Here is a 23879-nt window from a genome sequence, read left to right on the forward strand (position 1 = left end):
TCCTCAAGGTCGGCAAAGTACCGATGTGGAGGATCATTCGTCGTCCGGTACAAGTTCGCGCAGCTTGGTAACTGCGCAGTTCGCACCGGCGCGTGAATGAATGATGTCGCGCCCGGCGCAAAGCTGCCCATCGGCGTTCTGCTCGACATAGAACCCGGAATAGAAATCGCGCGCGCGGCAGGATTTGTCGAGGCTAGCGCCGATCAGCTTGCGGTTGCGGGTAATCAGCATCAGCCGGTCCGATGATTCGGGCTGGACGCCGGCAATGCTCGTGATCGGCAGGCACTTTGCCGTCTTGCGTTCGAAAAATCGCGGTTGCTGGGGGGGACGTGATGGCAGCGTGAACATCTGGCCCGGCATGCGCGGCGCGATGCGAATGATCATGCGTTGCTCGATCCGCACCTGATTCCAGGTATCATCTGCCAGACCGTCGGCAAGAAACGCCGAAAAGGCGCCGACTTCTACAGGTTCAGCTGCAATGGGCGGCCCTGCGGGCATGGTCGCGGCCGCCCATTGCGCCTCCAGCCCCGCGTCCGCAGCAGCCTCGTTCCGGGCAGGCACAGCCATCTCCTCGGCCGTAAACAGCAGCGCCAATGGCGCAAGAAGATGGGCAATGCTGGGCATGTGCGGTGTAAATACCCTCTTCGGCCTCGATCACAGGATGGCAGCCCTGACCTGCCTGCCTTGTCGCTTCACCCCTACCCGCGAGGCTTGAACCTTGGCTTAACCCCGCGGTCGCGAAAAATGAATTGCTCTTGCGTCGACGGGACCATAGCCGAAGTTACCATGACCACCGAATTCCTTGATGAAGCTGCGCGCCTGCTCGGATCGAAAGGGCTGACCGCCGCCCCGGACGACATCGCGCCCTGGCTGACCGACTGGCGCGGACGCTATACCGGCAGTGCGCTGGCGCTGGCCTCACCTGCAAATACCGCCGAAGTGGCGGCGCTGGTCGCCCTCTGCGCGCGCCATGGCGTACCGATCGTGCCGCAGGGCGGAAACAGCGGCATGTCAGGCGGAGCCACCCCATTCGAGAGCGGGAACGAACTTCTCCTCTCGTTGCGCCGGATGAACCGGATCGTGGCGCTCGATCCTGAAGCACGCACCGCCACGGTCGAGGCAGGCGTGATCCTGCAAGTGCTGCACGAGGCAGCTGAGCGCGTCGGCCTTCGCTTTCCGCTGTCACTGGGGGGCAAGGGATCGGCGACGATCGGCGGCCTTGTTTCGACCAACGCGGGCGGAACGCAAGTGCTGCGGCACGGATCGATGCGCGCGCTGGTGCTGGGGCTTGAAGGTGTTCTGGCCGACGGGTCGATCTTCAACCAGTTGACACCGTTGAAGAAAGACAATCGCGGGTTCGATTTGAAGCAGGTGCTGATCGGATCGGAGGGTACGCTCGGCATCGTCACGGCGGCAACCCTGAAGCTCGAACCTGGCATGGCAGGGCGCACCGTGCTGTGGGCAGGGGCAAATTCGCTCCATGATGCCCGCGCGCTGTTGCTGCTGTCGCAATCCATGGCGGGCGATCTGCTCGAAGGGTTCGAAGTGCTGCCCCAGCACAGCCTCGAAGCGGTGCTTGCCTATCTGCCTGATGCGCGCGCACCGCTGGCCGCGCCGCATGCCTGGCATGCACTGATCGAACTTGTCGCGGGCGATCCTGCCATGGCAGACAAACTCCCCGAAGTGGCTGAGACCCTGCTGGCACAGGCTTTCGAACGTGGTCTGATCCAGGACGCCACGATTGCCGCCAGCGAAGACCAGGCAGAACGGCTCTGGCTGATTCGGGAAACCATTTCTCCGGCAGAGCGGGCGATCGGCCCGGCCATGCAGCACGATATTTCCGTGCCGGTCGAACAGATGCCTGCCTTCGTGGAAGCCGCCGTGCCCCGGCTCGAAGCCGATTGGCCGGGAACCCGCGCGGTGTGCTTCGGCCATCTTGGCGATGGCAATGTCCACTTCCATGTCATCGCGCCAACGGGCAGCGACCGCGTGGCGTGGGAGGCGCGGGACGGCAAGGCAATCAGCCGGCAAGTGCACGACATGGTTACGCAATGGGGCGGTTCGATCTCGGCGGAACATGGCATCGGCCGCCTGAAGCGCGACGAGCTTGAGCGCCTGGCGGACCCTGTGGTTCTGGCCATGATGCGTGCGATCAAGCAGGCACTGGACCCTCAGGGGCTGATGAACCCAGGAAAGCTTGTCTGACGCCGCTTGCGCGGCTTCCTGCCAGCCCCTAAGAACCGCCGTTCCCGCCAGTACCGCGGCGTGCCGCGCGTTACCTGTTGAATCTGGAGAGATGCCAAATGGCCAGCGCGCCGCAAGCCAACCTGCCGATGTTCTATAACGACCTCATGCCGCTCAACAGCCGCGACCATGCAACGTGGAAGGCCAAGAATGCGGATGCAGCCCCGTGGCTGATCGGCCAGCATGCCATCCCTTTGACGGCAGAGGAATTTCCGCAAGCTGCGCGCCATTATCCAATCATTTTTGCATCGGGTGACAATCCGGTGCCGCTGGCGCTGATGGGCCTGAACGAAGGCGTGAACGTCTTTGTCGATGCAGACGGCAAGGTTACCCAGCCGATCTATATCCCGGCCTACGTCCGTCGTTACCCCTTCCTCCTCGCCAAGCTGAACCCCAGCAGCGAAGAGCTTTCGCTGTGCTTCGATCCATCGTCGGGCCTGATCGGTGATTCGGTCGGCGAAGGGCAGGACCTGTTCGCCGATGGCCAGCCTTCCGAAGCGACCAAAGCCGCACTCGGCTTTTGCGAGCAGTTCGAACAGGCCGGCCAGCGGACGCAAGCCTTCATCGACGAGTTGAAGAAGCATGACCTGCTGATGGAAGGTGAAGTCGCCATCCAGCAGCAGGGCAACGAACAGCCTTTCATCTACCGTGGCTTCCAGATGGTGAATCAGGAAAAGCTGCGCGAAACGCGTGGCGACGTATTGCGCGGCTGGGCGCAGAGCGGACTTCTGCCATTGCTTTATGCTCACTTGTTCTCGCTGGAATTGATCAGCCAGGTGTTTGGCGCTCAAGTGCAACTGGGCAAAGGGCCGATTCCTGCCGTGGCTGTGCCTGCGCAATAATTTTGGCCGAAGCATTTCGGCCACACATCAAACAAAAAGGCGACGGACCCAACGGTTCGTCGCCTTTTTCCTTGGGGTGTGACAATTTTCCCTCGAAACCACTTGCGACGGCAACCGGGGTCCCCTATTTAGGAGTCGTTGCGTTGCGGCTCCCCTCATGGCCCAGCGTAACTGGTGCACCTTCGGTGCACCTCCTCCCTGAACCTTGGCCACCTGGAGCACGTCTCCAGGTGGTTTTTTCGTGGCCAGTCCGAAACTTGCTATTCAGCGGCAGCGCGCCAGCGCCCGCGATCGGACGTGCGGCCCATGTCGGCCACATCAACCGCAAGCCTGCGCACCAGTCCGATCAACAGGTCGACCGTCGCGCCAAATCCGGCCCCAGGCTCGGCGAGCCGTGCGTCCAGATAGCAGGTGCGGTCGATCTCAAGCTGAAGACAATGGAGGCCTTCCAGCCGCCGGGCATGCCGTTCCAGCACATAGCCGCCGGCATAAGGTTGATTGTGAGCGGCGCGACGGGCCGATTCGGAAAGAACGGTGAATGCCGTGCCGATGATGCCGCCGTCACATGAAGCGCCGAATCGGTCACCGATAACGAACTCCGGCGCCCCTTCCCCCGGCGATCGGACTGCGAGCGGCGGCATCGAGTGCAGATCGATCAGCAGCACTGCCCCCCAGCGATCGCGAATCTGTTCGAGCGTGGTGGCAAGCGCGCTATGATAGGTCTGGTGAATGGCGCCAATGCGTTCCTGAAGTTCTGCATGGTCCATGCGTCGCTTCCACAATTCCCCCAAGCCCGGCAGACGGCGTGGCACCAGCCCCAGGCCACTGCGGGCACGGCGTCCGAACGTGCTTGGCGTGGCCGAAGCGTCCGCCGGCAGACCGCCCATCATCTCCCAGTCAACATCGTCACACGACCGGTTGAGATCGAGCATGGCGCGCGGTGCATGTGCCACCAGCAGCGCGGCGCCAGTCTCACGCGAGACGGCTTCGCCCAGCAGGTCGGCGTAGCGATCTTCAAGACGGGGCGCTGCAAATGCCGGGTGGCGCATCCGGTCGAGCAGCGATTTGGCATAGGCCCGTCCGGCGTGAGGCACGGCGATCACGACCGGTATCGGGGATGGATCGCGTGTTTTCAATGAATAGGCCGGGACACCGGGATTGCCGGGTATCCACCCGCCTTGCACCAGCGTCGAATCTCCCGCTTGCTTGCCAAACTCCTGCATGACCAAATCGTGCAACCGATTCGCGCCGAAGTCAAAAAAGTGCGATGCCGAAGACTGCAGAATGTTAACCCCGTCAGGTTATGACGTGTTGCTCAGGCGGCGCGCAGATGCCGCGATGTGACTCATACAAACATGCAAAGGTTGGCCATGATCCGGATCCTGCTCGCCGAAGATGAAGAGGCGATGCGCACTTACCTTTCACGCGCGTTGGAAAATGCCGGATTCTCCGTCGCTTCGGTGGATCGTGGTACGGCGGCAATCCCGCTTCTGGAACAGGAGCACTTCGACCTCCTGCTCTCGGACATCGTCATGCCGGAAATGGACGGCATCGAACTCGCGCAGCGCTGCGCTGAAATCAGCCCGACCACGAAAGTCATGTTCATCACGGGATTCGCGGCGGTAACCCTGAAGGCGAACCGCGAGGCACCGCAGGCGCGCGTATTGTCCAAACCGTTCCATCTCAAGGATCTGGTCCTGGAGGTTGAGCGCATTTTCGAAGATGCCGCCTTTGCGGGGTCGCACAAGCCGTGAATTGCAGCGCATCGGAATGTTCCACGCCCGAAGGTTGCAAATACCCCCTTGCCTTGGCCAGATGCCGGGGCTAATGGGCCGCTTCCCGAAGGCGTCAGGGACAACCTGTCCGCCACCGGGACGCATGATGGTGCGGGCGTATAGCTCAGTGGTAGAGCACTATGTTGACATCGTAGGGGTCGCAAGTTCAATCCTTGCTACGCCCACCATCGGCACGAAAACCCCGCTACGGCGGGGTTTTTCATTTGCGGCCCGCTGGAACGATCCCGCCCTGCCCGCCCCCTCGGCCAAGCGCTGGCGCTTTACCCGCCGCCCATACCATTTTAGCGCGGCTTCTTGCGCAGACGCGCCTCTCTGCTAAGGGAAAACGCAACTTATCTCCCCAGCTTGAAAGACAGGACGGACATGGCGAAGATCAAGGTAAAAAACCCGGTCGTCGAAATCGACGGCGACGAAATGACCCGGATTATCTGGGAATGGATCCGCGAACGCCTGATCCTTCCTTACCTTGATATCGATCTCAAATATTACGACCTCTCGGTCCAGAAGCGTGACGAGACGGGCGACCAGATCACGATCGATTCCGCCAATGCCATCAAGCAGTATGGCGTAGGCGTGAAGTGCGCCACGATCACGCCTGACGAACAGCGCGTCGAGGAATTCAATCTCAAGTCGATGTGGAAGTCGCCCAACGGCACGATCCGCAATATCCTTGGCGGTGTGGTGTTCCGCGAACCGATCGTGATCCAGAACGTGCCTCGCCTGGTTCCGGGCTGGACCGATCCGATCGTGGTTGGCCGTCATGCCTATGGCGATCAGTATCGCGCCACCGATTTCCTCGTGCCCGGTCCCGGCAAGCTGCGCCTCGTCTGGGAAGGCGACAATGGCGAAGTCATCGATCGCGAAGTGTTCAAGTATCCTTCGGCAGGCGTTGCCATGGCGATGTACAACCTTGACGATTCGATCCGCGACTTCGCGCGCGCCAGCCTCAACTACGGTCTCAACCTCGGCTGGCCGGTTTACCTGTCGACCAAGAACACCATCCTCAAGGCCTATGACGGCCGGTTCAAGGACCTGTTCCAGGAAGTGTTCGACACCGAAGGCTTCAAGGAAAAGTTCGCCGCAGCCGGCATCGTCTACGAACATCGCCTGATCGACGACATGGTCGCATCGGCGCTCAAGTGGTCGGGCAAGTTCGTCTGGGCATGCAAAAACTATGATGGTGACGTACAGTCCGATACCGTGGCGCAGGGCTTCGGCTCGCTCGGCCTGATGACTTCGGTGCTGATGACCCCGGATGGCAAGACGGTCGAAGCCGAAGCGGCTCACGGCACCGTCACGCGTCACTACCGTCAGCACCAGCAGGGCAAGCAGACCTCGACCAACCCCATCGCGTCGATCTTCGCCTGGACGCGCGGCCTGATGTATCGTGGCAAGTTCGACGAAACCCCCGAAGTGGTGAAGTTCGCCGAAACGCTGGAGCGCGTCTGCATCGAAACCGTCGAAAGCGGCAAGATGACCAAGGATCTCGCCCTGCTCATCGGTCCAAGCCAGGCCTGGATGACCACGGAAAAGTTCTTCGAGGCCATCGTCGAGAACCTCGAAGCGGAAATGGCGAAGGGGGCGTAACCGGCTCTCACCGTCACACACAAAAGGCCCCGGTTCGCGCCGGGGCCTTTTTGTTTTTTGATAACAGTTCTAAACGCGTTTCACCGTGACACACGCGACCCCCTTCCCTAACCTTCGGGTATGGCAGGCAATCTCGAACCGACTACCGCACTTTCCGACGTACTGGTGGTTCTTGGAGCAGCCGGAATCGTCATCCCGGCCTTTGCCCGTCTGCGCATCACGCCGATCATCGGGTTCATTCTGGTCGGGCTTGCCGTAGGACCTTTCGGGCTTGGTTCGCTGGTAAGCCAATATCCCTGGCTCTATCATGTCACGATAACCGATCAGGCCGCGATCACGCCATTTGCCGAATTCGGCATCATCCTGCTCCTGTTCGAGATCGGCCTCGAACTGTCCTTCAATCGCCTGTGGGACATGCGCCGCCTTGTATTCGGGCTGGGCGCGATGGAACTGGGCCTATCGGCGCTGCTGCTTTCCGGCGCGCTGATCGCCACGGGGCTGCCGATCAGCGGCGCATTCGGTCTTGGGCTGGCGCTTGCGCTTTCCTCGACCGCGCTTGTCCTGCCGATTTCCGGGACCCAAGGCCCGGTCGGTCGTGCCGCACTTGCGATGCTGCTGTTCGAAGATATCGCGCTTGTCCCGATCATCTTCCTGCTTGGTGCGTTCGCGCCATATGCCATTGCCGACGCTGGTCCCAGCCTGGGCGAGACACTGATCTACGGCGCACTGGTGGTCGCAGCGCTGCTCGTGTTCGGCCGCATGCTCCTGCCGCGCCTGTTCGCGCAGGCCGCGCAGACGAAAAGCCCGGAACTGTTCCTGGCGGCAACGATGCTCGTGGTCATTGCCTCGGCACTGGCCACGTCGATGGTCGGCCTCTCGCCCATCATGGGCGCGCTGCTGGCAGGCCTGCTCATCGCAGAAACCGAATACCACACCGAAGTCGAGGCGATTAGCAAGCCGTTCAAGGGCCTCGCGCTTGGCGTATTCCTCATCACTGTCGGCATGGGAATCGATCTGCGCGTGGTCTGGGCGCAGATCATGCCGCTCACCGCTGCGGTGCTCGGTGTCGTGGTACTCAAGTCTCTCGTCACCGGCTTTGCCCTGCGCGCGATGGGCAAGAACCGCGCGACCGCGCTCCAGACCGGTATCCTGATGGCCAGCCCATCGGAAACGACACTGATCGTGCTGACCGCCGCTGCAGAAGCCGCACTGATTGACCGCGAGACCGCGCAATTCTGGCAGATCGTCACCGCAATCGGCCTGACGATCACGCCGATGCTGGCCAAGCTCGGCGAAACCTGGGCCGGTCGTCTTCACAAGGAACCGGCCGATGCCGGGCAATCGATGCCGGTCGCCGAACCGGAAGGGGACCGCGTGGTCGTCATGGGGTTCGGCCGCGTCGGCCGCCTGATTTCCGACATGCTGACAGTCCACGGCGCGACCTGGCTTGGCATCGACAGCAATCCGGCGATCGTCAAGGCCGCGCGCAAGGAGAGTCTCCCGGTCCTGTTCGGCAATGTCGACAGCGAGACCGCAATCCAGCGTCTGGGCCTGGACAATGCCCGCGCGATGATCCTGACGATGGACGAACCCGTCCTGATCCTGCGCATGGTCAAGCGCCTGCGCAACGCCCACCCCGATCTGCCGATCATCGTGCGCGCCCGCGATGCCGCCCACGCCGCCGAACTCTACAAGGCCGGGGCCAGCCACGCGGTGCCCGAAACGCTCGAAAGCTCGCTGCAATTGTCCGAGGCCGTGCTGGTCGATCTTGGGTTCCCGATGGGACCCGTCATCGCCTCGATCCACGAAAAGCGCGACGAATTCCGCCAGAAGATCAAGGAAGAGGGCGAATTGAACTCGCTGCCAAAGCTGAAATCTGCGTCTCTGCGAGAACGCGCCTAAAACGAACGCGGCTCGAAAACACTCCACCCGGTGCGCTGGACGAGCCGTTCGAGCGCCAAAGTGCCCAGTTGCGAATTGCCGCTGGCGTTGAGGCCGGGTGACCATACTGCAATACTGGCGACGCCCGGCACGACCGAGAGAATGCCACCGCCCACGCCCGATTTTCCCGGCAGCCCCACATGGAATGCGAAATCGCCCGAATTGTCATAGTGTCCGCATGACATCATCAGCGCGTTGATGCGCCGTGCACGACTGGCCGTAACGATGGAGTGGCCGTCCACGCGCCCGCCGTCCATCAGGTAACGCCCGGCCATGGCCAGCTCGCGGCAGGTCATCGCGAGCGCGCAGAAGTGGAAATAGACGCCAAGAACCCGCTCCACCGGCGCGCGGATATTGCCGAAAGCGCGCATGTAATTGGCCAGCGCCATGTTGCGAAATCCGGTGTCCTGTTCGGCATGGGCCACCGCTTCATCGATCGTGATCGATCCTGCCTCGTCGCCCGCCAGCATGCGCACGAAACGCAGCATCTGCCCGATCGCCTCGCGCGGTTCATGCCGCCCAAGCAACACATCGCACAGCACGATGGCCCCGGCATTGATGAACGGATTGCGCGGAATGCCATGTTCCGTTTCAAGCTGGACGATGGAATTGAAGGCGCTGCCCGAAGGCTCGCGGCCAACGCGCTGCCACAACTGGTCCCCCACTGCACCCAGCGCCTGAGTCAGTGCGAAGACCTTGGAAATCGACTGGATCGAAAAGGCTGCGTCCGCATCTCCGGCCACATGAACCGCGCCATCGGCCATGACCACGGCCATGCCGAACCTGTCCGGCGAAACCTGCGCCAGCGGCGGAATGTACGTTGCCACGGTGCCCCGCTCGGAAACGTCACGCATTTCCGCAGCGATGTCGGCCACGATGCTGGCGATGTCTGGGGCGGCGATGGCGTCCATGGGATTTACCATCGCACGAAGCCCTTCACCCTGCCAGCACAGCCTTCGCCGCGGCAACCGCATCGGCAGCCTTGGCCCCATCCGGCCCGCCGCCCTGCGCCATGTCTGCACGGCCACCGCCGCCCTTGCCGCCCAGCGCCGCGACGCCCGCGCGCACCAGATCGACGGCGCTGACCTTGCCCACAAGGTCCTCGGTCACCGCAGCGGCAATGCTCGCCTTGCCCTCGTTCACCGCGACGATCACCGCCACGCCTGAACCCATGCGCTGCTTGGCCTGGTCGAGAAGCCCGCGCAGGTCCTTGGGGTCCAATCCTTCGAGCACCTGCCCGGAGAACTTCACCCCGCCCACGTCTTCGTCGGCGTGTTCGGATTTGGCCGAACCACCGCCCAGTGCCAGCGCCTTCTTTGCCTCGGCAAGTTCGCGCTCCAGCTTCTTGCGTTCGTCCATCAGCGCGGCCACGCGCGCCTCGACATCCTCAGGCGTCGTGCGCAGAAGCGATGCCGTGTTTTTCAGCGCCTCCTCGCGCGCGATAAACCATTTGCGCGCGCCTTCGCCCGTCAGCGCCTCGATACGCCGCACACCCGAAGATACTGCGCTTTCCGACACTATGCGGAACACCCCGATATCGCCCAGCGCACGTACGTGCGTGCCGCCGCATAGCTCTACGGAATAGTGCTTGTCCGTCGCACGCCCCATGCTGAGCACACGGACCTCATCGCCGTACTTTTCACCGAACAGCGCCATGGCACCCGCCTCGATGGCATCATCCGGCGTCATCAGGCGCGTGGATACGGTCTCATTGGCGCGGATTTCCGCGTTCACTTCGGCCTCGATCGCAGCAATATCGTCGGCGGTAAGCGCTGTCGGCTGCGAGAAATCGAAGCGCAACCGTTCAGCCGCGACCAGCGACCCCTTCTGCGTCACATGCCCGCCAAGACGGTTGCGCAGCGCGGCGTGAAGCAGGTGTGTGGCCGAATGGTTCGCGCGGATCGCATCGCGGCGCTCCACATCGATATCCAGTTTCACCACATCGCCGACCTTGATCGTGCCTGCGTCAACTTTGGCATTATGCGCGTGAAGACGTCCGAGAGGCTTGGCCGTATCTGTGACAGTCAGCGCAAGGCCGTCTGCTCCGGTGATCGTGCCCGCATCGCCGGTCTGGCCGCCACTCTCGCCATAGAATGGGGTCTGGTTGACGATCACGGTGACGGTTTCGCCAGCGCCGACGGATTCGACTTCCTTGCCGTCCTTCACCAGCGCGACGACTTGCGCCTCTCCGGTCGTCGCGGTGTAGCCGGTGAACTCGGTCGCGCCGACGCGCTCGGCGATGTCGAACCACACGTCGCCGTCGGCAGCCTGGCCCGACCCCTTCCACGCAGCCCGCGCCGCTGCTTTCTGCTGCGCCATGGCCGCATCGAAGCCTTCACGGTCCACGCTGATTCCGCGCGCGCGCAGCGCGTCCTCGGTCAGGTCATAAGGGAAACCGTAAGTGTCATAGAGCTTGAATGCGGTTTCGCCGGGAAGTTTGTCGCCCTCTCCCAGCGCGCCCGTGGTTTCGTCGAGCAGCTTCAGGCCGTTCGAAAGGGTGCGGCGGAACTGCACTTCCTCGCGCAGCAGCGTTTCTTCGATCAGCGGCTGCGCACGGCCCAGTTCAGGGTAGGCGGCGCCCATTTCGGCAACCAGCGCCGGCACCAGACGGTGCATCAGCGGATCGCGCGCGCCCAGCAAGTGCGCGTGACGCATCGCGCGGCGCATGATCCGGCGCAGCACGTAACCGCGCCCTTCGTTCGAAGGCAGTACGCCATCGGCCAGAAGGAAGCTGGTCGAGCGCAAGTGATCGGCGATCACGCGGTGGCTGGCGCGCTGTTCGCCTTCGGCCTTGACCGAGGTCAGGCTTTCGGAGGCCGCGATCAGCGCCTTGAACGTATCGGTATCATAGTTGTCATGCTCGCCCTGCAGCACGGCGGCGATGCGCTCCAGGCCCATGCCGGTGTCGATACTGGGCTTGGGCAGGTTGCCGGTGATCTCGCCCGCAGTCTGTTTGAACTGCATGAAAACAAGGTTCCAGATCTCGATGAAACGGTCCCCGTCCTCTTCCGGCGATCCGGGAGGGCCACCCCATATGTGATCGCCATGATCGAAGAATATCTCCGAACACGGGCCGCACGGGCCATCATCGCCCATCGCCCAGAAATTGTCCTTGGTGGCGATGCGGATGATGCGGTCTTCCGGTAATCCTGCGATCTTCTTCCACAGCTCGAACGCCTCGTCATCGGTGTGATAGACCGTGGCAACCAGCTTTTCTTTCGGCAGGCCCCATTCGCGGGTCAGCAGCGTCCACGCATGCGTGATCGCCTGCTCCTTGAAGTAATCGCCGAACGAAAAGTTTCCGAGCATCTCGAAGAAGGTGTGATGCCGCGCGGTATAACCCACGTTGTCGAGATCGTTGTGCTTGCCACCTGCGCGCACGCACTTCTGCGAGGATGTGGCACGGGGTACGACGCGCGTCTCAAGACCCGTGAATACGTTCTTGAAAGGCACCATCCCCGCGTTGGTGAACATCAGCGTCGGATCATTATACGGCACCAGCGGTGCGGACTGCACCACATCATGGCCCTGCGAGCCGAAGTAATCGAGGAAGGACCGGCGGATTTCGTTCGTGGAAGTCATAGCCTGCCGATTAGGCGAGCGTTGGACGTGCTACAAGCACGTTTCATCCATGACTGTAATCGGACGTGGCGGTTACCAGCCAGGCCGCTGCAGGAAAGGCGACCTTTTCGCCATCGCAATGCGCCTCGACCAGTTCAAGCAGACGGCTTTCGAAATCTGCACGATCGGGTTCGGGCAAGGTCCGCATTGCCGATGCTGCAGGACCGATTCGGCGGAACAGTGCCATCGCCTCGGCGACTGCATTCGGCCCTGTTCCTGCAATATAGGAAAAATCCACAGGAGCGAAAGCAACGTCGCGCCAGCCCGCCATGCACAGACGGACGTGATCCGGTTCGGCAAATGCGAACGGTCCGGGGGCGAAAGGCCGGGTTTCCGGTTCGGGGGCCTGCGACAGCAACCCCGCAATGGCCGACGCCCAGGCATTCTCGGACGCGGAACGGAAACACGAGAACACAAATCGCGCTCCCGGTGATGCTGATGCAGCAAGATGCGCAAAAGCCGTCGGCGGGTCGTCGAAGAACATTACCCCGTGGCGGGATATGTACAGATCCGGTGCACCATCCGGCGCAATCCATTCGGCGGCGTTTGCCAGGACAAACGACACCCCGGACATGCCGGACGCGCGTGCCTGTGCTGCCTCGACAAGATCGGGCGAAACATCGACGCCAGTCACGCAGGTATCCGGCCTTGCAAGCGCGATGGCAATGGCAACCTCTCCCGCGCCACAGCCGACATCTACGATCCTGCGGCCGGGTTCGGCGGCGATCGCTGCCAGCAGGCGCGGCGTAAGTTCACTGAACGTGATGTCAGTGCGCTGCCATGCGTCCGCCCAGTTGCGGCCCACGCCCCCCTGCCATTGCGCTTTATCCGTCATGGGTCACTGGTAAGGTCGCGTTGATCGAAGCACAAGTCGCACAAACCCCAACCACTGCGAGGACCAACCGCGCGATCCGCAGCCCTGCAGATATATGCATATGACAACCAAAGCCCGCATGCTCCTGCCGGGGAACACGCGGGCTTCTGGTTCTGGCTGACACCTGCAAAAATCGAAATGCAGGTCGTCGCCTTGAAGGATCAGGTGTCGTCGTCCGCGTCCGGGCCTGACATCAGTCCTTCGGCAACCTGATCGGTGCGGCCACGGATCGCGGCTTCGATGCGGTTGCAGATCTCTGGATTGTCGCGCAGGAAGTTCTTCGAGTTTTCACGCCCCTGCCCGATGCGAATGGAATCGTAGCTGAACCAGGCGCCGGATTTCTCGACAACGCCCGCCTTGACGCCAAGATCGAGAATTTCCCCGATCTTTGAAATACCCTCACCATACATGATATCGAATTCGACCTGCTTGAACGGCGGGGCAACCTTGTTCTTCACCACTTTTACGCGCGTGGCATTGCCGACGATTTCATCGCGGTCCTTGATCTGCCCGGTGCGGCGGATATCGAGACGGACCGAGGCATAGAACTTGAGCGCGTTACCGCCCGTCGTCGTCTCTGGATTGCCGTACATCACGCCGATCTTCATGCGCAGCTGATTGATGAAGATCACCATGCAGCGCGAACGGCTGATCGAGCCGGTCAGCTTGCGCAGCGACTGGCTCATCAGGCGGGCCTGAAGGCCGACGTGGCTGTCGCCCATCTCGCCTTCGATTTCAGCACGGGGCACAAGCGCAGCAACCGAGTCCACCACCAGTACGTCAATCGCGTTCGAACGCACCAGCGTATCCACGATCTCCAGGGCTTGTTCGCCCGTATCCGGCTGCGACACGATCAGTTCATCGATGTTGACGCCCAGCTTGCGCGCATAGACTGGATCGAGCGCGTGTTCCGCATCGATGAATGCCGCCGTGCCGCCGCCCTTCTGTGCTTCGGCGATGACATGCAAGGCCAGCGTGGTCTTGCCTGAGCTTTCGGGGCCATAGATCTCGATCACGCGCCCGCGCGGCAGACCACCCACGCCAAGCGCAATGTCCAGCCCCAGCGAGCCGGTCGAAATGGCTTCAACCTGCATGGTTTCCTTTGAGCCCAGCTTCATTGCCGAACCCTTGCCGAACGCACGATCAATCTGCGCAAGGGCTGCGTCGAGCGCCTTCTGACGATCCATGTCCTTGGTCTTACCTTCCTCGATGAGCTTGAGCTGTGCCGCCATGGCTACTTGTCCCTTGCTAGAGTTGGCTCGCATGAACCGTCAACAAGGGTTATGTACTTGTTCCGTTCTCATGGAACAAGTGGTGAACGAAAATATTTCTCCACTATGGAGGCAACAGTTGCCAAACCTCTATACCGGAAAGCAAAATCCGTCACGGCGCAGCGTCCCGCGCCTGTGGGAAAGGTTCAAAAGGGGGTACGTGAGCAACCACGAGATGCTTCGGAAATGAAAGAACCGGTTGCAACGGCGAATGATTCGCGCCGCTGCAACCGGTCCCGGTCACAATCCAGATCAGGCCCGCAGTCGCCCGCGATCAGACCACGCCGAACGCCAGCATGGCATCGGCCACTTTCTTGAAGCCAGCGATATTGGCGCCTTTGACATAGTCAATATAGCCGCCGCCCTGATCGCCATAGGCAAGGCAGGACTTGTGGATGCCTGCCATGATGTCCTTGAGCATCTGCTGCAGTTCTTCTTCCTTCCACGAACGGCGTTCGGAATTCTGGCTCATTTCAAGCCCGGAAACCGCAACGCCGCCAGCGTTCGATGCCTTGCCCGGCGCGTAGAGGATCTTGGCCGCCTTGAAGACGTGCACACCGTCGAGATCAGTCGGCATGTTCGCGCCTTCGGCCACGGCCTTGCAGCCATTGGCGATCAGCAAGCGCGCATCGTCGCCCAGCAATTCGTTCTGCGTGGCGCAGGGCAGCGCGACATCGCAAGGTACACCCCATGGTGTCTTGCCCGCGTGGAATGAGGCGCCTGGGTAGGCTTCGACATATTCCTCGATCCGGCCACGCCGATGCGTCTTGTGGCTTTTCACCCAGTCGATCTTTTCCTGATCGATCCCGTCCGGGTCATGGATATAGCCACCCGAATCAGACAGCGTCAGCACCTTGCCGCCAAGTTGCACAATCTTCTCTGCGGCATGTGTGGCGACGTTGCCCGAACCGGAAATCACCGCCGTCTTGCCGGCAAGATCCTCACCCCTGGTCGCCAGCATGTTGGCGAGGAAATAGACCGCACCATATCCCGTCGCCTCGGTGCGGATCAGCGAACCGCCCCATTCCAGACCCTTGCCCGTCAGCACGCCCGTAAAATTGTTGGTGATGCGCTTGTACTGGCCGAACATGAAACCGATCTCGCGCCCGCCGACGCCGATGTCGCCCGCAGGGACGTCGATGTCCGCCCCAATATGGCGATAAAGCTCGGTCATGAAGCTTTGGCAGAAGCGCATGATTTCACGCACGCTCTTGCCCTTGGGGTTGAAGTTGGAACCGCCCTTGCCCCCGCCCATCGGCAATCCCGTCAGGGCATTTTTGAAAGTCTGTTCGAACGCCAGGAACTTCAGCACCGATTCCGTTACCGAAGGGTGGAAGCGGATGCCGCCCTTGTAGGGACCGATCGCATTGTTGTTCTGAACGCGCCAGCCACGCTGCACACGAATGTTGCCCTTGTCGTCCTCCCAGCACACCCGGAACGAGACCACCCGGTCAGGCTCCGCAATGCGGCGCAGGATTTGCTGCGAGTGATACTCTTCCTTGTCCTGCATGAACTCGAAGATGTCTTCGGCGACTTCTTGCACCGCCTGGACAAATTCCGGCTGGTATGGATTGCGCTTTTTCACGCCCTCCATGAACGTCGGCAAATCGACATGATCGGAAACGGCCACGATACTCTCCCCTGATCCAAGCCCATTTCGGGCTTCCTGTGGTGGCAGATGCGGCCCGTTTTCCCGCAACTTCTGCCGGGATGGCCGAGTCGCGGTGTTATGGTGGTAAGACTAGCGCCTTTTGCGCGCGGCAAAAGCGGCGATGCGCATTGTTATCGGCGCGGAGGCTTTTCCTCCTTCTTCCTGAACATCCTGTCCAGCGCCGCCTTGACCGATTCACCGGCCGCCGCCTCATCTTTGGCTGGATCGGGGGTGAACGCAGGCTCGTCCGATGTCACAACGTCTTCTGGCAGAATGTCGTCTGCCCTTGTCGCCACGGGCGCGGGCTTCAATGGCCCGACCTGCTTGATCAGGCCCAGCAACTGATCGGCCAGAACCTTGTCCACCGCAGCGGAAATCGTGTCGGTCTTGTAGCGCATGTAACCGCCGACAACGTATTCCCACAAGATGCGTGTGCCCTTGCCCGCAGGACCGTCGACTGGCTTGAACGTCACCGTCATCGTGCCCGTAACAGCCTCGGATTGAAGCGGGCCAAGCCCGCCCGATAGCCGGAGCGCACGATATGGTTCAGCATAAAGCACCCGCATGTGCATCACCGATCCCGGCTTTTGGCCGGCAGGCGCGTCCTTGGGCACTGGCATCTTTTCGCAAAAGCAACCGTTTGCGGTCGGGTCCAGCGTGAGGTTTGCCGCTGCCCCCGAAAATGTATGTGCCCCGCTCCACCATTGGGCGGGCGTCACGAACGCCTTCCACGCTTCCGCAGGCGTTGCGGCCACCTCACCGACCACTCTGGCGACAAAGCCCGCATCGCTCTTCTGGATGACTTCCGCAGATGCAGGAACGGCGAGGCCCGAAAGCCCCGCCGCCGAAATTATCAAAAGCCTGCGCATCGGATCGACACTCCCGTCCGCGCCGGGACGGGCGAACCGGCACGATGATTAGCGCGCCGTGAAGATTGCCTCAATGGCTGCTGTCACGTCGTCCATTTCCGCCATGCCATCGACGCGCGCGACAATGCCCTTCGCGTCGTAGATTGGCAGGATCGGCGCGGTCTTGGCGCGATACTCGGCCATGCGGGTACGCACGGTTTCCTCGTTATCGTCGGGACGGCGCTTGAATTCGTGACCGCCACACTTGTCGCACGTACCTTCAACCGCAGGCTTTTCGAACGTGTCGTGATAACCCTTGCCGCACGAAGCGCAGGTATAGCGCCCGGTGATGCGTTCAACCAGGGCGTCCTCGTTCACTTCAAGCTCGATCACATGGTCGAGTTTGCGTCCGCGGCTGGCAAGGATGGCTTCAAGGGATTCGGCCTGAGGCGCGGTGCGTGGATAGCCATCGAAAATGGCGCCTTGCCCGGCAGGCATTGCGTCCAGCTCATCGCCGATCAATGCCGAAACGATCTCGTCCGACACCAGCTGACCCGCTTCCATGACAGCCTTGGCCTTGAGGCCGACCGGCGTTTCGGCCTTCACCGCTGCCCGCAGCATATCGCCGGTGGACAGTTGCTTCATGCCGTGGCGTTCGACCAGGCGTTGTGCCTGCGTCCCCTTGCCCGCGCCCGGAGGCCCCAACAGGATGATATTCACGAATTCGCTCCCCTCTTGTCTGCGCGCGTCAGCGCAGGCGCCCCTTCAGCTTGGCCTTTTTGATAAGGTCGCCATACTGGTGTGCCAGCAGGTGTGACTGGATCTGCGTGATGGTATCGACCGTCACGTTCACCACGATCAGCAGGCTCGTTCCGCCGAAGAATACGGCCCCCATGCCCGTCTCGGCCATGATCCATTCCGGGACCACGCAAACGACGGTAATATAGGCAGCACCAAGCACGGTGATGCGCGTCAGCACGTAGTCGAGATAATTCGCGGTGTTCTTGCCTGGACGAATGCCTGGAATGAACCCCCCATTTTTCTTGAGGTTCCCAGCCGTCTCTTCAGGATTGAACACAACCGCAGTGTAGAAGAATGAGAAGAAGATGATGCCTGCCGCATAAAGCAGCATGTACAGCGGCTTGCCATGACCCAGATACTGGTTCAGCGTGACGATCACCTGCCCCATCGTGGTGTCGGGCGAGATCGAATTGCCAGCGAACTGGGTGATCGTCAGCGGAAGCAACAGCAGCGAGCTGGCGAAGATCGGCGGGATCACGCCGGCGGTGTTGAGCTTCAACGGCAGGTGGCTGCTATCGGCCTGCATCATGCCGCGCTGCGTCGCCCGCTTGGGATACTGGATCAGCAGGCGCCGGGTCGAACGCTCAAAGAAACAAATCGCCAGGACGAGGGCGATCAGCATGATCACGATGCCGACGATCAGGAACGGCGAGATTGCGCCCGTACGGCCACCGTCAAACAGGTTTCCGAAGAATTTCGGAAGCTGGGCAACGATGCCCGCCATGATGATGAGTGAAACGCCGTTGCCAATGCCGCGAGAAGTGATCTGCTCACCCAGCCACAGCAGGAACATCGTGCCACCGATCAGCGAGATCACCGCGCCGACGCGGAACAGCAGGCCCGGATTGACCACCGCCTGCAAACCACTCGATGCACCGTAAGCCTCAAGCCCGGATGCCAGCACCCAGCCTTGGATCGCTGTGAGGAATACCGCGCCATAGCGGGTGTACTGGTTGAGCTTCTTGCGTCCGCTTTCACCTTCCTTCTTCATCGCGGCAAGCGACGGGTGAAGCGAGGCGGCGAGCTGCACCACGATCGATGCCGTGATATAAGGCATGACGCCCAGCGCAATCAGGCTCATGCGCTCCAGCGAACCGCCGGAAAACGCGTTGAAAATGTCGAGAACGCCACCACGCGTCTGATCGTACAGCGTCTCCATGATCAGCGGGTTCACACCCGGCAGCGGCACGAAGCTGAGGAACCGGAATACGATGAGCGCGCCCACCGTGAACCAGATCCGCTTTTTCAGCTCGGTCGCTTTGGAAAAGTTGGCCAGACTGAGGTTGCTGGCAATATTATCGGCGCGTGATGCCATTTTGGGGGTTCAAGCCTTGCTGTGAGACTGCCTGCGGTGGGAGCGGCAATGCCGATCGCATCCACCATATCGAGCTAGCCCATATAGTGCGAGTTCGCGAAAGTCGAACCCGTGCAATGCCAAAATCCCCGCCCGTGTTGCGGGCGGGGATTGAAATGCTTCACTTGGCCAGCTTGTTGGCCTCGCGGCGAGCCGTCTTCTTCTCGTGCTCGCTCGGCTTGGCTTCGGGCAGCTCAACCGAACCGCCGGTCTTCTGGACCGCTTCGAGCGCGCCCTTGCTGACGCCGTCAACCTTGAACGCAACCTTGGCGGTGAATTCACCCTTGCCAAGCAGGCGTACACCGTCCTTGCCGCCACGGGCGAGACCGGCTGCCTTGAGCGCAGCGTGATCGACCGGAGCCGAGATGTCGAGCTTGCCGGCATCGATCATCTTCTGGATCATGCCGAGGTTTACCTCAGCAAAATCCTTGGCGAAGATGTTGTTGAAGCCGCGCTTCGGAATACGCATGTGGAGCGGCATCTGGCCGCCTTCGAAGCCGTTGATCGATACGCCCGAACGCGCCTTGGCACCCTTCTGGCCGCGACCTGCGGTCTTGCCCTTGCCCGAACCGATGCCACGGCCCACGCGCATGCGCCCCTTGCGGGCACCCTTGTTGTCGGAGATTTCGTTAAGTTTCATGTCGTGCACTCGCTTTCGCTTTTGTCGCGCTGATTTGGGAGATGCGCGCCTAGACTATCGGGCAGCGCTTGTCACCCCTTTGATTAGGCTGGCGGAGGTCCGAGATCTGATCGCTTGATTCCCACTTTCTCGGCAGCTTCGTACCATTTAAGCCGTTCGCCATTAACTGCGCGCCACTGTCGCTCTTCACGATACCGATTATACTTTAGAGGGCTATGCATACGCAAAGCCTCCTCAAATTCTCGCTCCTCCTTCAGATCGGCGAGACGTTCACGTTCAGTCCGCTTATCTTTCGCGATTTGGCCTAACACCCAGAAGACTAATCCGATAATGGCAAGCCAGCCAATTAGTCGAGCGATGTTGTCAAGGAGTTCGATCAAACCACCCACGTACCATCCTCCGAATGGCTATTAACCGCAGCTAATCCAGCAAGGAATCTTAAGACGCCCAACGCTCGCTGAGTTTATTCCCCCAGACGAGATATCAAAACAAAAAATGGGGGCCTCCGTCATTGTGACCGAGACCCCCTTTTTAATGCCACGCAATCAACCTGATCAGTCGATCACTGCAACCATGTGGGGAAGCTTGGCAATGGCGCCGCGCACTTCAGCCGTGTCTTCCAACTCGACGACGCGATGCATCTTGCCCAGGCCCAGACCGATCAGAATCTTCTTCTGATGTTCGGGGCGACGGATCGGCGAACCGATCTGCTTGATCTTGATCGTAGCCATTACCGATTACTCCGCGATGGCATCGGCAGCGGCTTCGGCTTCCACCGGAGTGGCGCCGCCGCGACCGAGCAGATCGGCAACCTTCTTGCCACGACGCTGGGCAACCGACTTCGGCGAAGTCTGGTTGACGAGCGCGTCGAAGGTTGCGCGGATCATGTTGTAGGGGTTCGAAGTGCCGACCGACTTGGTCACCACGTCGGCAACGCCGAGGCTTTCGAAGACTGCGCGCATCGGGCCACCGGCGATGATGCCCGTACCGGCCGGAGCCGTACGCACATTGACCTTGCCTGCACCGAAACGGCCCTTGCCGTCATGGTGAAGGGTGCGGCCTTCCTTCAGCGGCACGCGGACCATCGCGCGCTTTGCAGCGGCAGTGGCCTTGGTGATCGCTTCAGGCACTTCGCGGGCCTTGCCCTTGCCGAAGCCTGCACGGCCCTTGCCGTCGCCGACCACGACCAGCGCAGCAAAGCCGAAGCGCTTGCCGCCCTTGACCGTCTTCGACACGCGGTTGATGTGAACGAGCTTTTCGATCAGCTCTTCACCACCGTCATCGTCGTTGCCGCCACGGCCACCGCGACGATCGTCGCGACGCCCACGGTTTCCGCCGCGATCGTTGTTGCCACCGCGATCGTTGCCGCCACGGCCGCGACCACGGCCACGACCTTCACGCTGCGGCTCACCGCCGGTCGCTTCCGCGACAACGGCGACTTCGCCTTCCAGGTTGGTTTCGTCAGCCATCATCAGAACTCCAGGCCGCCTTCGCGGGCAGCATCAGCCAGCGCCTTGACGCGGCCATGGAAGAGGAAACCGCCGCGATCGAACACAACGGTGGTAACGCCGGCGGCCTTGGCCTTCTCGGCGATTTCGGCGCCAACCTTTGCCGCAGCATCGATGTTCGCGCCAATCGACTTCTCGCCCTTGACCAGCGTCGAAGCCGCAGCGACCGTGCGGCCCTGTGCATCGTCGATGATCTGTGCGTAGATGTGACGGCCTGAACGATGGATCGAGAGACGCGGACGACCGCCCGAACGCGCCTTGAGCGCAGTGCGGACACGCAGCCGACGGCGTGCGAAGAGAGACAGCTTTGCCATTACTTCTTCTTCCCTTCCTTGCGGAAGACAAACTCGCCACGGTACTTGATGCCCTTGCCCTTGTAAGGCTCAGGCTTGCGCCAGCGGCGGATTTCGGCGGCAACCTGGCCGACCTTCTGCTTGTCGATACCCGATATTTCCACCGTGGTGTTGTCAGGGGTCTTGATCTCAATGCCTTCCGGCACCGCGAAATCGACATCGTGGCTGTAGCCAAGCTGCAGCTTCAGGTTCTTGCCCTGCGAATTCGCACGGTAACCAACGCCGGTGATTTCCAGCACCTTGGTGTAGCCCTGCGTTACGCCGGTGACGAGATTGTCGACCAGAGTGCGCTGCATGCCCCAGAAGGCACGCGCCGCTTTGGTGTCGTTCGCAGGCTTCACGGTGATCGTGTCTGCTTCGACGGTGTAGCTGATCTCTTCGCGCAGCGTGAGCGTGAGGGTGCCCTTGGGACCCTTCACGGAAAGCACACCGTTTGCGATGGTGGCGGTCACGCCACTTGGGATCGCTACCGGCTTTTTGCCGATGCGGCTCATCAGAACACCTCCGCGAGCACTTCGCCACCGACGTTGGCGGCACGTGCTTCGGCATCCGAAAGCACGCCACGCGGCGTCGAGACGATGGTGATGCCAAGGCCGTTACGGATCACCGGAAGTTCCTTGGAACCCGAATAGACGCGGCGGCCAGGCTTGGAGACACGGGCAACATGCTTGATCGCAGGCTGGCCTTCGAAATACTTCAGCTCGATGCGAAGCTGCGGATGAGCGCCAGTGACGTCCTCCGAAAAGCCGCGAATGTAGCCTTCGCGCTGAAGGACTTCGAGAACGTGCGCGCGCAACTTCGAAGCGGGCGAAAGGACGGAGTCCTTCTTCGCCTGCTGGCCGTTGCGGATGCGGGTGAGCATATCACCCAAGGGGTCGGTCATTGCCATCGGATGTCCTTACCAGCTCGACTTGGTCAGGCCGGGGATCAGGCCCTTGTTGCCTTTGTCCCGCAGCTCGATCCGGCAAAGGCCGAACTTGCGATAATAGCCGCGCGGGCGACCAGTCGTTGCGCAACGGTTGCGAACCCGGGTCGGGTTTGCGTTGCGGGGAAGCTCGGCCATCTTGAGGCGGGCAATCAGGCGCTCGGTTTCGTCGAGCGACTCATCGTCAGCGACAGCCTTGAGCGCTGCAAACTTCGCCGCATACTTTACGACGAGCTTCTTGCGACGCTCATTCTTGTTGATGGAACTCAGTTTCGCCATGGACTTAAGCTCTCTTCTTCAAATCAGGATCACGCGGCCTGCTGCTCTTCAGCAGCTTCCTGCGGGAACGGGAAACCGAACAGGCGGAGCAGCTCGCGCGCTTCGTCGTCGGTCTTCGCGGTGGTGGTGACGATGATGTCCATGCCACGCACCTTCTCGATCTGGTCGTAGCTGATCTCCGGGAAGATGATCTGCTCTTTCAGACCCATCGCATAGTTGCCACGGCCATCGAACGACTTCGGGTTCAACCCACGAAAGTCGCGGATGCGGGGCATTGCGATGGTGATCAGGCGGTCGAGGAATTCGTACATGCGTTCGCGGCGCAAAGTAACCTTGCAACCGATCGGCATGCCTTCACGCAGCTTGAACTGCGCGATCGACTTCTTCGCCTTGGTGATGACAGGCTTCTGGCCAGCGATCAGCTCCATTTCGGCAGCTGCGGTCGTGACCTTCTTCTTGTCCTGACTCGCTTCGCCCACGCCCATGTTGAGCGTGATCTTTTCGATGCGCGGGATTTCCATCGCGTTCTTGTAGCCGAACTTGGCCTGCATCGCGGCTGCGATTTCGGCATCATACTTCGACCGCATACGCGGCGTATACTTATCAGCCATCGATGGCCTCCCCGGACTTCACGGCCACACGGACCTTCTTGCCGTCCTTGGTTTCAAAGCGGACGCGGGTGGGCTTGCCATCCTTGTCTGCAACCGAAACCTTGGAGATGTGCAGCGGAGCTTCAAAGCGGTCGATGCCGCCCTGCGGGTTCTGCTGGCTGGGCTTGCGGTGACGGGCAGCAATGTTGATGCCGCCGACGACAACCTTTTCATCCTTCGGAAGGACCTGGAGCACAGTGCCGGTACGGCCCTTGTCCTTGCCCGAACGAACGACGACGGTATCGCCCTTCTTGATCTTTGCAGCGGCCATTACAGCACCTCCGGCGCAAGGCTGATGATCTTCATGAAGCCCTTGGCGCGCAGTTCGCGAACCACTGGGCCGAAGATACGCGTGCCGATCGGCTCTTCGTTCTTGCCGACGAGCACGGCAGCATTGCCGTCAAAGCGGATGACACTGCCATCGGCGCGACGCACGTCCTTGGCGGTACGCACGATCACGGCGCGGTGAACGTCGCCCTTCTTGACGCGGGCGCGCGGCTGCGCCTCCTTGACCGACACCACGATGATGTCGCCAACGCTCGCGAACCGACGCTTAGAGCCACCCAGCACCTTGATGCACTGGACGCGCTTTGCGCCGCTGTTGTCCGCGACGTCGAGATTGGATTGCATCTGGATCATTGATCCGGTTCCTTCTCACTGGCTTGCCGGAACCAGTCCGGCAGTTCCAAAACTG

26 protein-coding genes and 1 tRNA gene are annotated in these 23879 nt (G+C 61.2%); 6 read left to right on the plus strand and 21 right to left on the minus strand.

Going from position 1 to position 23879, the window contains the following annotated elements:
• Nucleotides 1-33 precede the first annotated feature (33 nt).
• The gene (locus tag LUA85_RS12005) at nt 34-624 is read right to left on the minus strand and encodes a hypothetical protein (protein WP_231470043.1); all 591 of its coding nucleotides are present in this window, start codon (nt 622-624) and stop codon (nt 34-36) included.
• 162 nt (nt 625-786) lie between these two features.
• On the opposite strand from LUA85_RS12005, the gene LUA85_RS12010 reads away from it, so the two are divergent.
• On the plus strand, nt 787-2205 hold the full coding sequence (locus tag LUA85_RS12010) for an FAD-binding oxidoreductase (protein ID WP_231470045.1): 1419 nt from the start codon (nt 787-789) through the stop codon (nt 2203-2205).
• Between the two features lie 98 nt (nt 2206-2303).
• Nucleotides 2304-3086 (plus strand): SapC family protein, encoded by a 783-nt coding sequence (locus LUA85_RS12015; protein ID WP_231470047.1) that lies wholly within the window; start codon nt 2304-2306, stop codon nt 3084-3086.
• Between the two features lie 260 nt (nt 3087-3346).
• Here the strand turns inward: LUA85_RS12015 and LUA85_RS12020 are convergent, their stop codons facing one another.
• Entirely contained in the window at nt 3347-4309 is a 963-nt protein-coding gene (locus LUA85_RS12020) for an N-formylglutamate amidohydrolase (RefSeq protein WP_231470049.1), read from the minus strand.
• A 147-nt stretch (nt 4310-4456) separates the two neighbouring features.
• Here LUA85_RS12020 and cpdR point away from each other — a divergent pair, with 147 nt between their 5' ends.
• From cpdR to LUA85_RS12040, 4 genes are all read left to right on the plus strand, one after another.
• Nucleotides 4457-4840: a cell cycle two-component system response regulator CpdR gene (gene cpdR / locus LUA85_RS12025; RefSeq protein ID WP_231470051.1), complete on the plus strand. Its 384-nt coding sequence runs from the start codon at nt 4457-4459 to the stop codon at nt 4838-4840.
• Between the two features lie 134 nt (nt 4841-4974).
• A tRNA-Val gene (locus LUA85_RS12030) sits at nt 4975-5049 on the plus strand.
• A gap of 196 nt (nt 5050-5245) precedes the next feature.
• Nucleotides 5246-6469, plus strand: a complete 1224-nt coding sequence (locus LUA85_RS12035) for an NADP-dependent isocitrate dehydrogenase (protein ID WP_231470053.1) — start codon at nt 5246-5248, stop codon at nt 6467-6469.
• 120 nt (nt 6470-6589) lie between these two features.
• Complete coding sequence (locus LUA85_RS12040) at nt 6590-8371, plus strand: cation:proton antiporter (protein ID WP_231470063.1); 1782 nt, start codon at nt 6590-6592, stop codon at nt 8369-8371.
• On the opposite strand, the gene LUA85_RS12045 is transcribed toward LUA85_RS12040, so the two are convergent.
• The 19 genes from LUA85_RS12045 to rplN all read right to left on the minus strand — a co-directional run bounded on the left by LUA85_RS12045 (nt 8368) and on the right by rplN (nt 23824).
• Nucleotides 8368-9333, minus strand: coding sequence for a glutaminase (locus LUA85_RS12045; RefSeq protein ID WP_231470065.1), 966 nt, complete (start codon nt 9331-9333; stop codon nt 8368-8370). The genes LUA85_RS12040 and LUA85_RS12045 overlap by 4 nt on opposite strands.
• Before the next feature lie 13 nt (nt 9334-9346).
• Nucleotides 9347-11992 carry an alanine--tRNA ligase gene (alaS, locus tag LUA85_RS12050; RefSeq protein ID WP_231470066.1) on the minus strand — a complete coding sequence of 882 codons (2646 nt, stop codon included), beginning with the start codon at nt 11990-11992 and terminating at the stop codon, nt 9347-9349.
• 43 nt (nt 11993-12035) lie between these two features.
• Nucleotides 12036-12866 carry a class I SAM-dependent methyltransferase gene (locus tag LUA85_RS12055; RefSeq protein ID WP_231470068.1) on the minus strand — a complete coding sequence of 277 codons (831 nt, stop codon included), beginning with the start codon at nt 12864-12866 and terminating at the stop codon, nt 12036-12038.
• A gap of 200 nt (nt 12867-13066) precedes the next feature.
• On the minus strand, nt 13067-14137 hold the full coding sequence (recA, locus tag LUA85_RS12060; RefSeq protein ID WP_231470078.1) for a recombinase RecA: 1071 nt from the start codon (nt 14135-14137) through the stop codon (nt 13067-13069).
• A 313-nt stretch (nt 14138-14450) separates the two neighbouring features.
• A complete protein-coding gene (gdhA, locus tag LUA85_RS12065) occupies nt 14451-15806 on the minus strand; it encodes an NADP-specific glutamate dehydrogenase (RefSeq protein ID WP_231470081.1) in 1356 nt (451 codons plus the stop codon).
• A gap of 152 nt (nt 15807-15958) precedes the next feature.
• Nucleotides 15959-16696 (minus strand): SRPBCC domain-containing protein, encoded by a 738-nt coding sequence (locus tag LUA85_RS12070; protein ID WP_231470083.1) that lies wholly within the window; start codon nt 16694-16696, stop codon nt 15959-15961.
• 48 nt (nt 16697-16744) lie between these two features.
• Complete coding sequence (locus LUA85_RS12075; RefSeq protein ID WP_231470085.1) at nt 16745-17395, minus strand: adenylate kinase; 651 nt, start codon at nt 17393-17395, stop codon at nt 16745-16747.
• Between the two features lie 28 nt (nt 17396-17423).
• Nucleotides 17424-18791 carry a preprotein translocase subunit SecY gene (secY, locus tag LUA85_RS12080; RefSeq protein WP_231470087.1) on the minus strand — a complete coding sequence of 456 codons (1368 nt, stop codon included), beginning with the start codon at nt 18789-18791 and terminating at the stop codon, nt 17424-17426.
• Nucleotides 18792-18951: 160 nt separating this feature from the next.
• On the minus strand, nt 18952-19470 hold the full coding sequence (rplO, locus tag LUA85_RS12085) for a 50S ribosomal protein L15 (RefSeq protein ID WP_231470089.1): 519 nt from the start codon (nt 19468-19470) through the stop codon (nt 18952-18954).
• Nucleotides 19471-19553: 83 nt separating this feature from the next.
• Entirely contained in the window at nt 19554-19859 is a 306-nt protein-coding gene (locus LUA85_RS12090) for a hypothetical protein (protein ID WP_231470091.1), read from the minus strand.
• Nucleotides 19860-20024: 165 nt separating this feature from the next.
• A complete protein-coding gene (gene rpmD / locus LUA85_RS12095; protein WP_231470093.1) occupies nt 20025-20201 on the minus strand; it encodes a 50S ribosomal protein L30 in 177 nt (58 codons plus the stop codon).
• A 6-nt stretch (nt 20202-20207) separates the two neighbouring features.
• Nucleotides 20208-20939 carry a 30S ribosomal protein S5 gene (rpsE, locus tag LUA85_RS12100; protein WP_231471859.1) on the minus strand — a complete coding sequence of 244 codons (732 nt, stop codon included), beginning with the start codon at nt 20937-20939 and terminating at the stop codon, nt 20208-20210.
• Nucleotides 20940-20941: 2 nt separating this feature from the next.
• A complete protein-coding gene (gene rplR, locus LUA85_RS12105) occupies nt 20942-21292 on the minus strand; it encodes a 50S ribosomal protein L18 (RefSeq protein WP_231470095.1) in 351 nt (116 codons plus the stop codon).
• Nucleotides 21292-21825, minus strand: a complete 534-nt coding sequence (gene rplF / locus LUA85_RS12110; RefSeq protein WP_231470104.1) for a 50S ribosomal protein L6 — start codon at nt 21823-21825, stop codon at nt 21292-21294. The genes rplR and rplF overlap by 1 nt, the downstream gene beginning before the upstream one ends.
• Nucleotides 21825-22220 (minus strand): 30S ribosomal protein S8, encoded by a 396-nt coding sequence (gene rpsH / locus LUA85_RS12115; protein ID WP_231470106.1) that lies wholly within the window; start codon nt 22218-22220, stop codon nt 21825-21827. Before rpsH ends, rplF begins: the two co-directional genes overlap by 1 nt.
• 9 nt (nt 22221-22229) lie before the next feature.
• Nucleotides 22230-22535 carry a 30S ribosomal protein S14 gene (gene rpsN / locus LUA85_RS12120; RefSeq protein WP_231470118.1) on the minus strand — a complete coding sequence of 102 codons (306 nt, stop codon included), beginning with the start codon at nt 22533-22535 and terminating at the stop codon, nt 22230-22232.
• Between the two features lie 29 nt (nt 22536-22564).
• Nucleotides 22565-23146: a 50S ribosomal protein L5 gene (rplE, locus tag LUA85_RS12125; RefSeq protein WP_231470120.1), complete on the minus strand. Its 582-nt coding sequence runs from the start codon at nt 23144-23146 to the stop codon at nt 22565-22567.
• On the minus strand, nt 23139-23456 hold the full coding sequence (gene rplX, locus LUA85_RS12130; RefSeq protein ID WP_231470122.1) for a 50S ribosomal protein L24: 318 nt from the start codon (nt 23454-23456) through the stop codon (nt 23139-23141). The genes rplE and rplX overlap by 8 nt, the downstream gene beginning before the upstream one ends.
• The gene (gene rplN, locus LUA85_RS12135; protein ID WP_231470124.1) at nt 23456-23824 is read right to left on the minus strand and encodes a 50S ribosomal protein L14; all 369 of its coding nucleotides are present in this window, start codon (nt 23822-23824) and stop codon (nt 23456-23458) included. Before rplN ends, rplX begins: the two co-directional genes overlap by 1 nt.
• Nucleotides 23825-23879: the final 55 nt, after the last annotated feature.

The sequence above is a fragment of the Novosphingobium sp. CECT 9465 genome, assembly GCF_920987055.1.
GTDB lineage: Bacteria > Pseudomonadota > Alphaproteobacteria > Sphingomonadales > Sphingomonadaceae > Novosphingobium.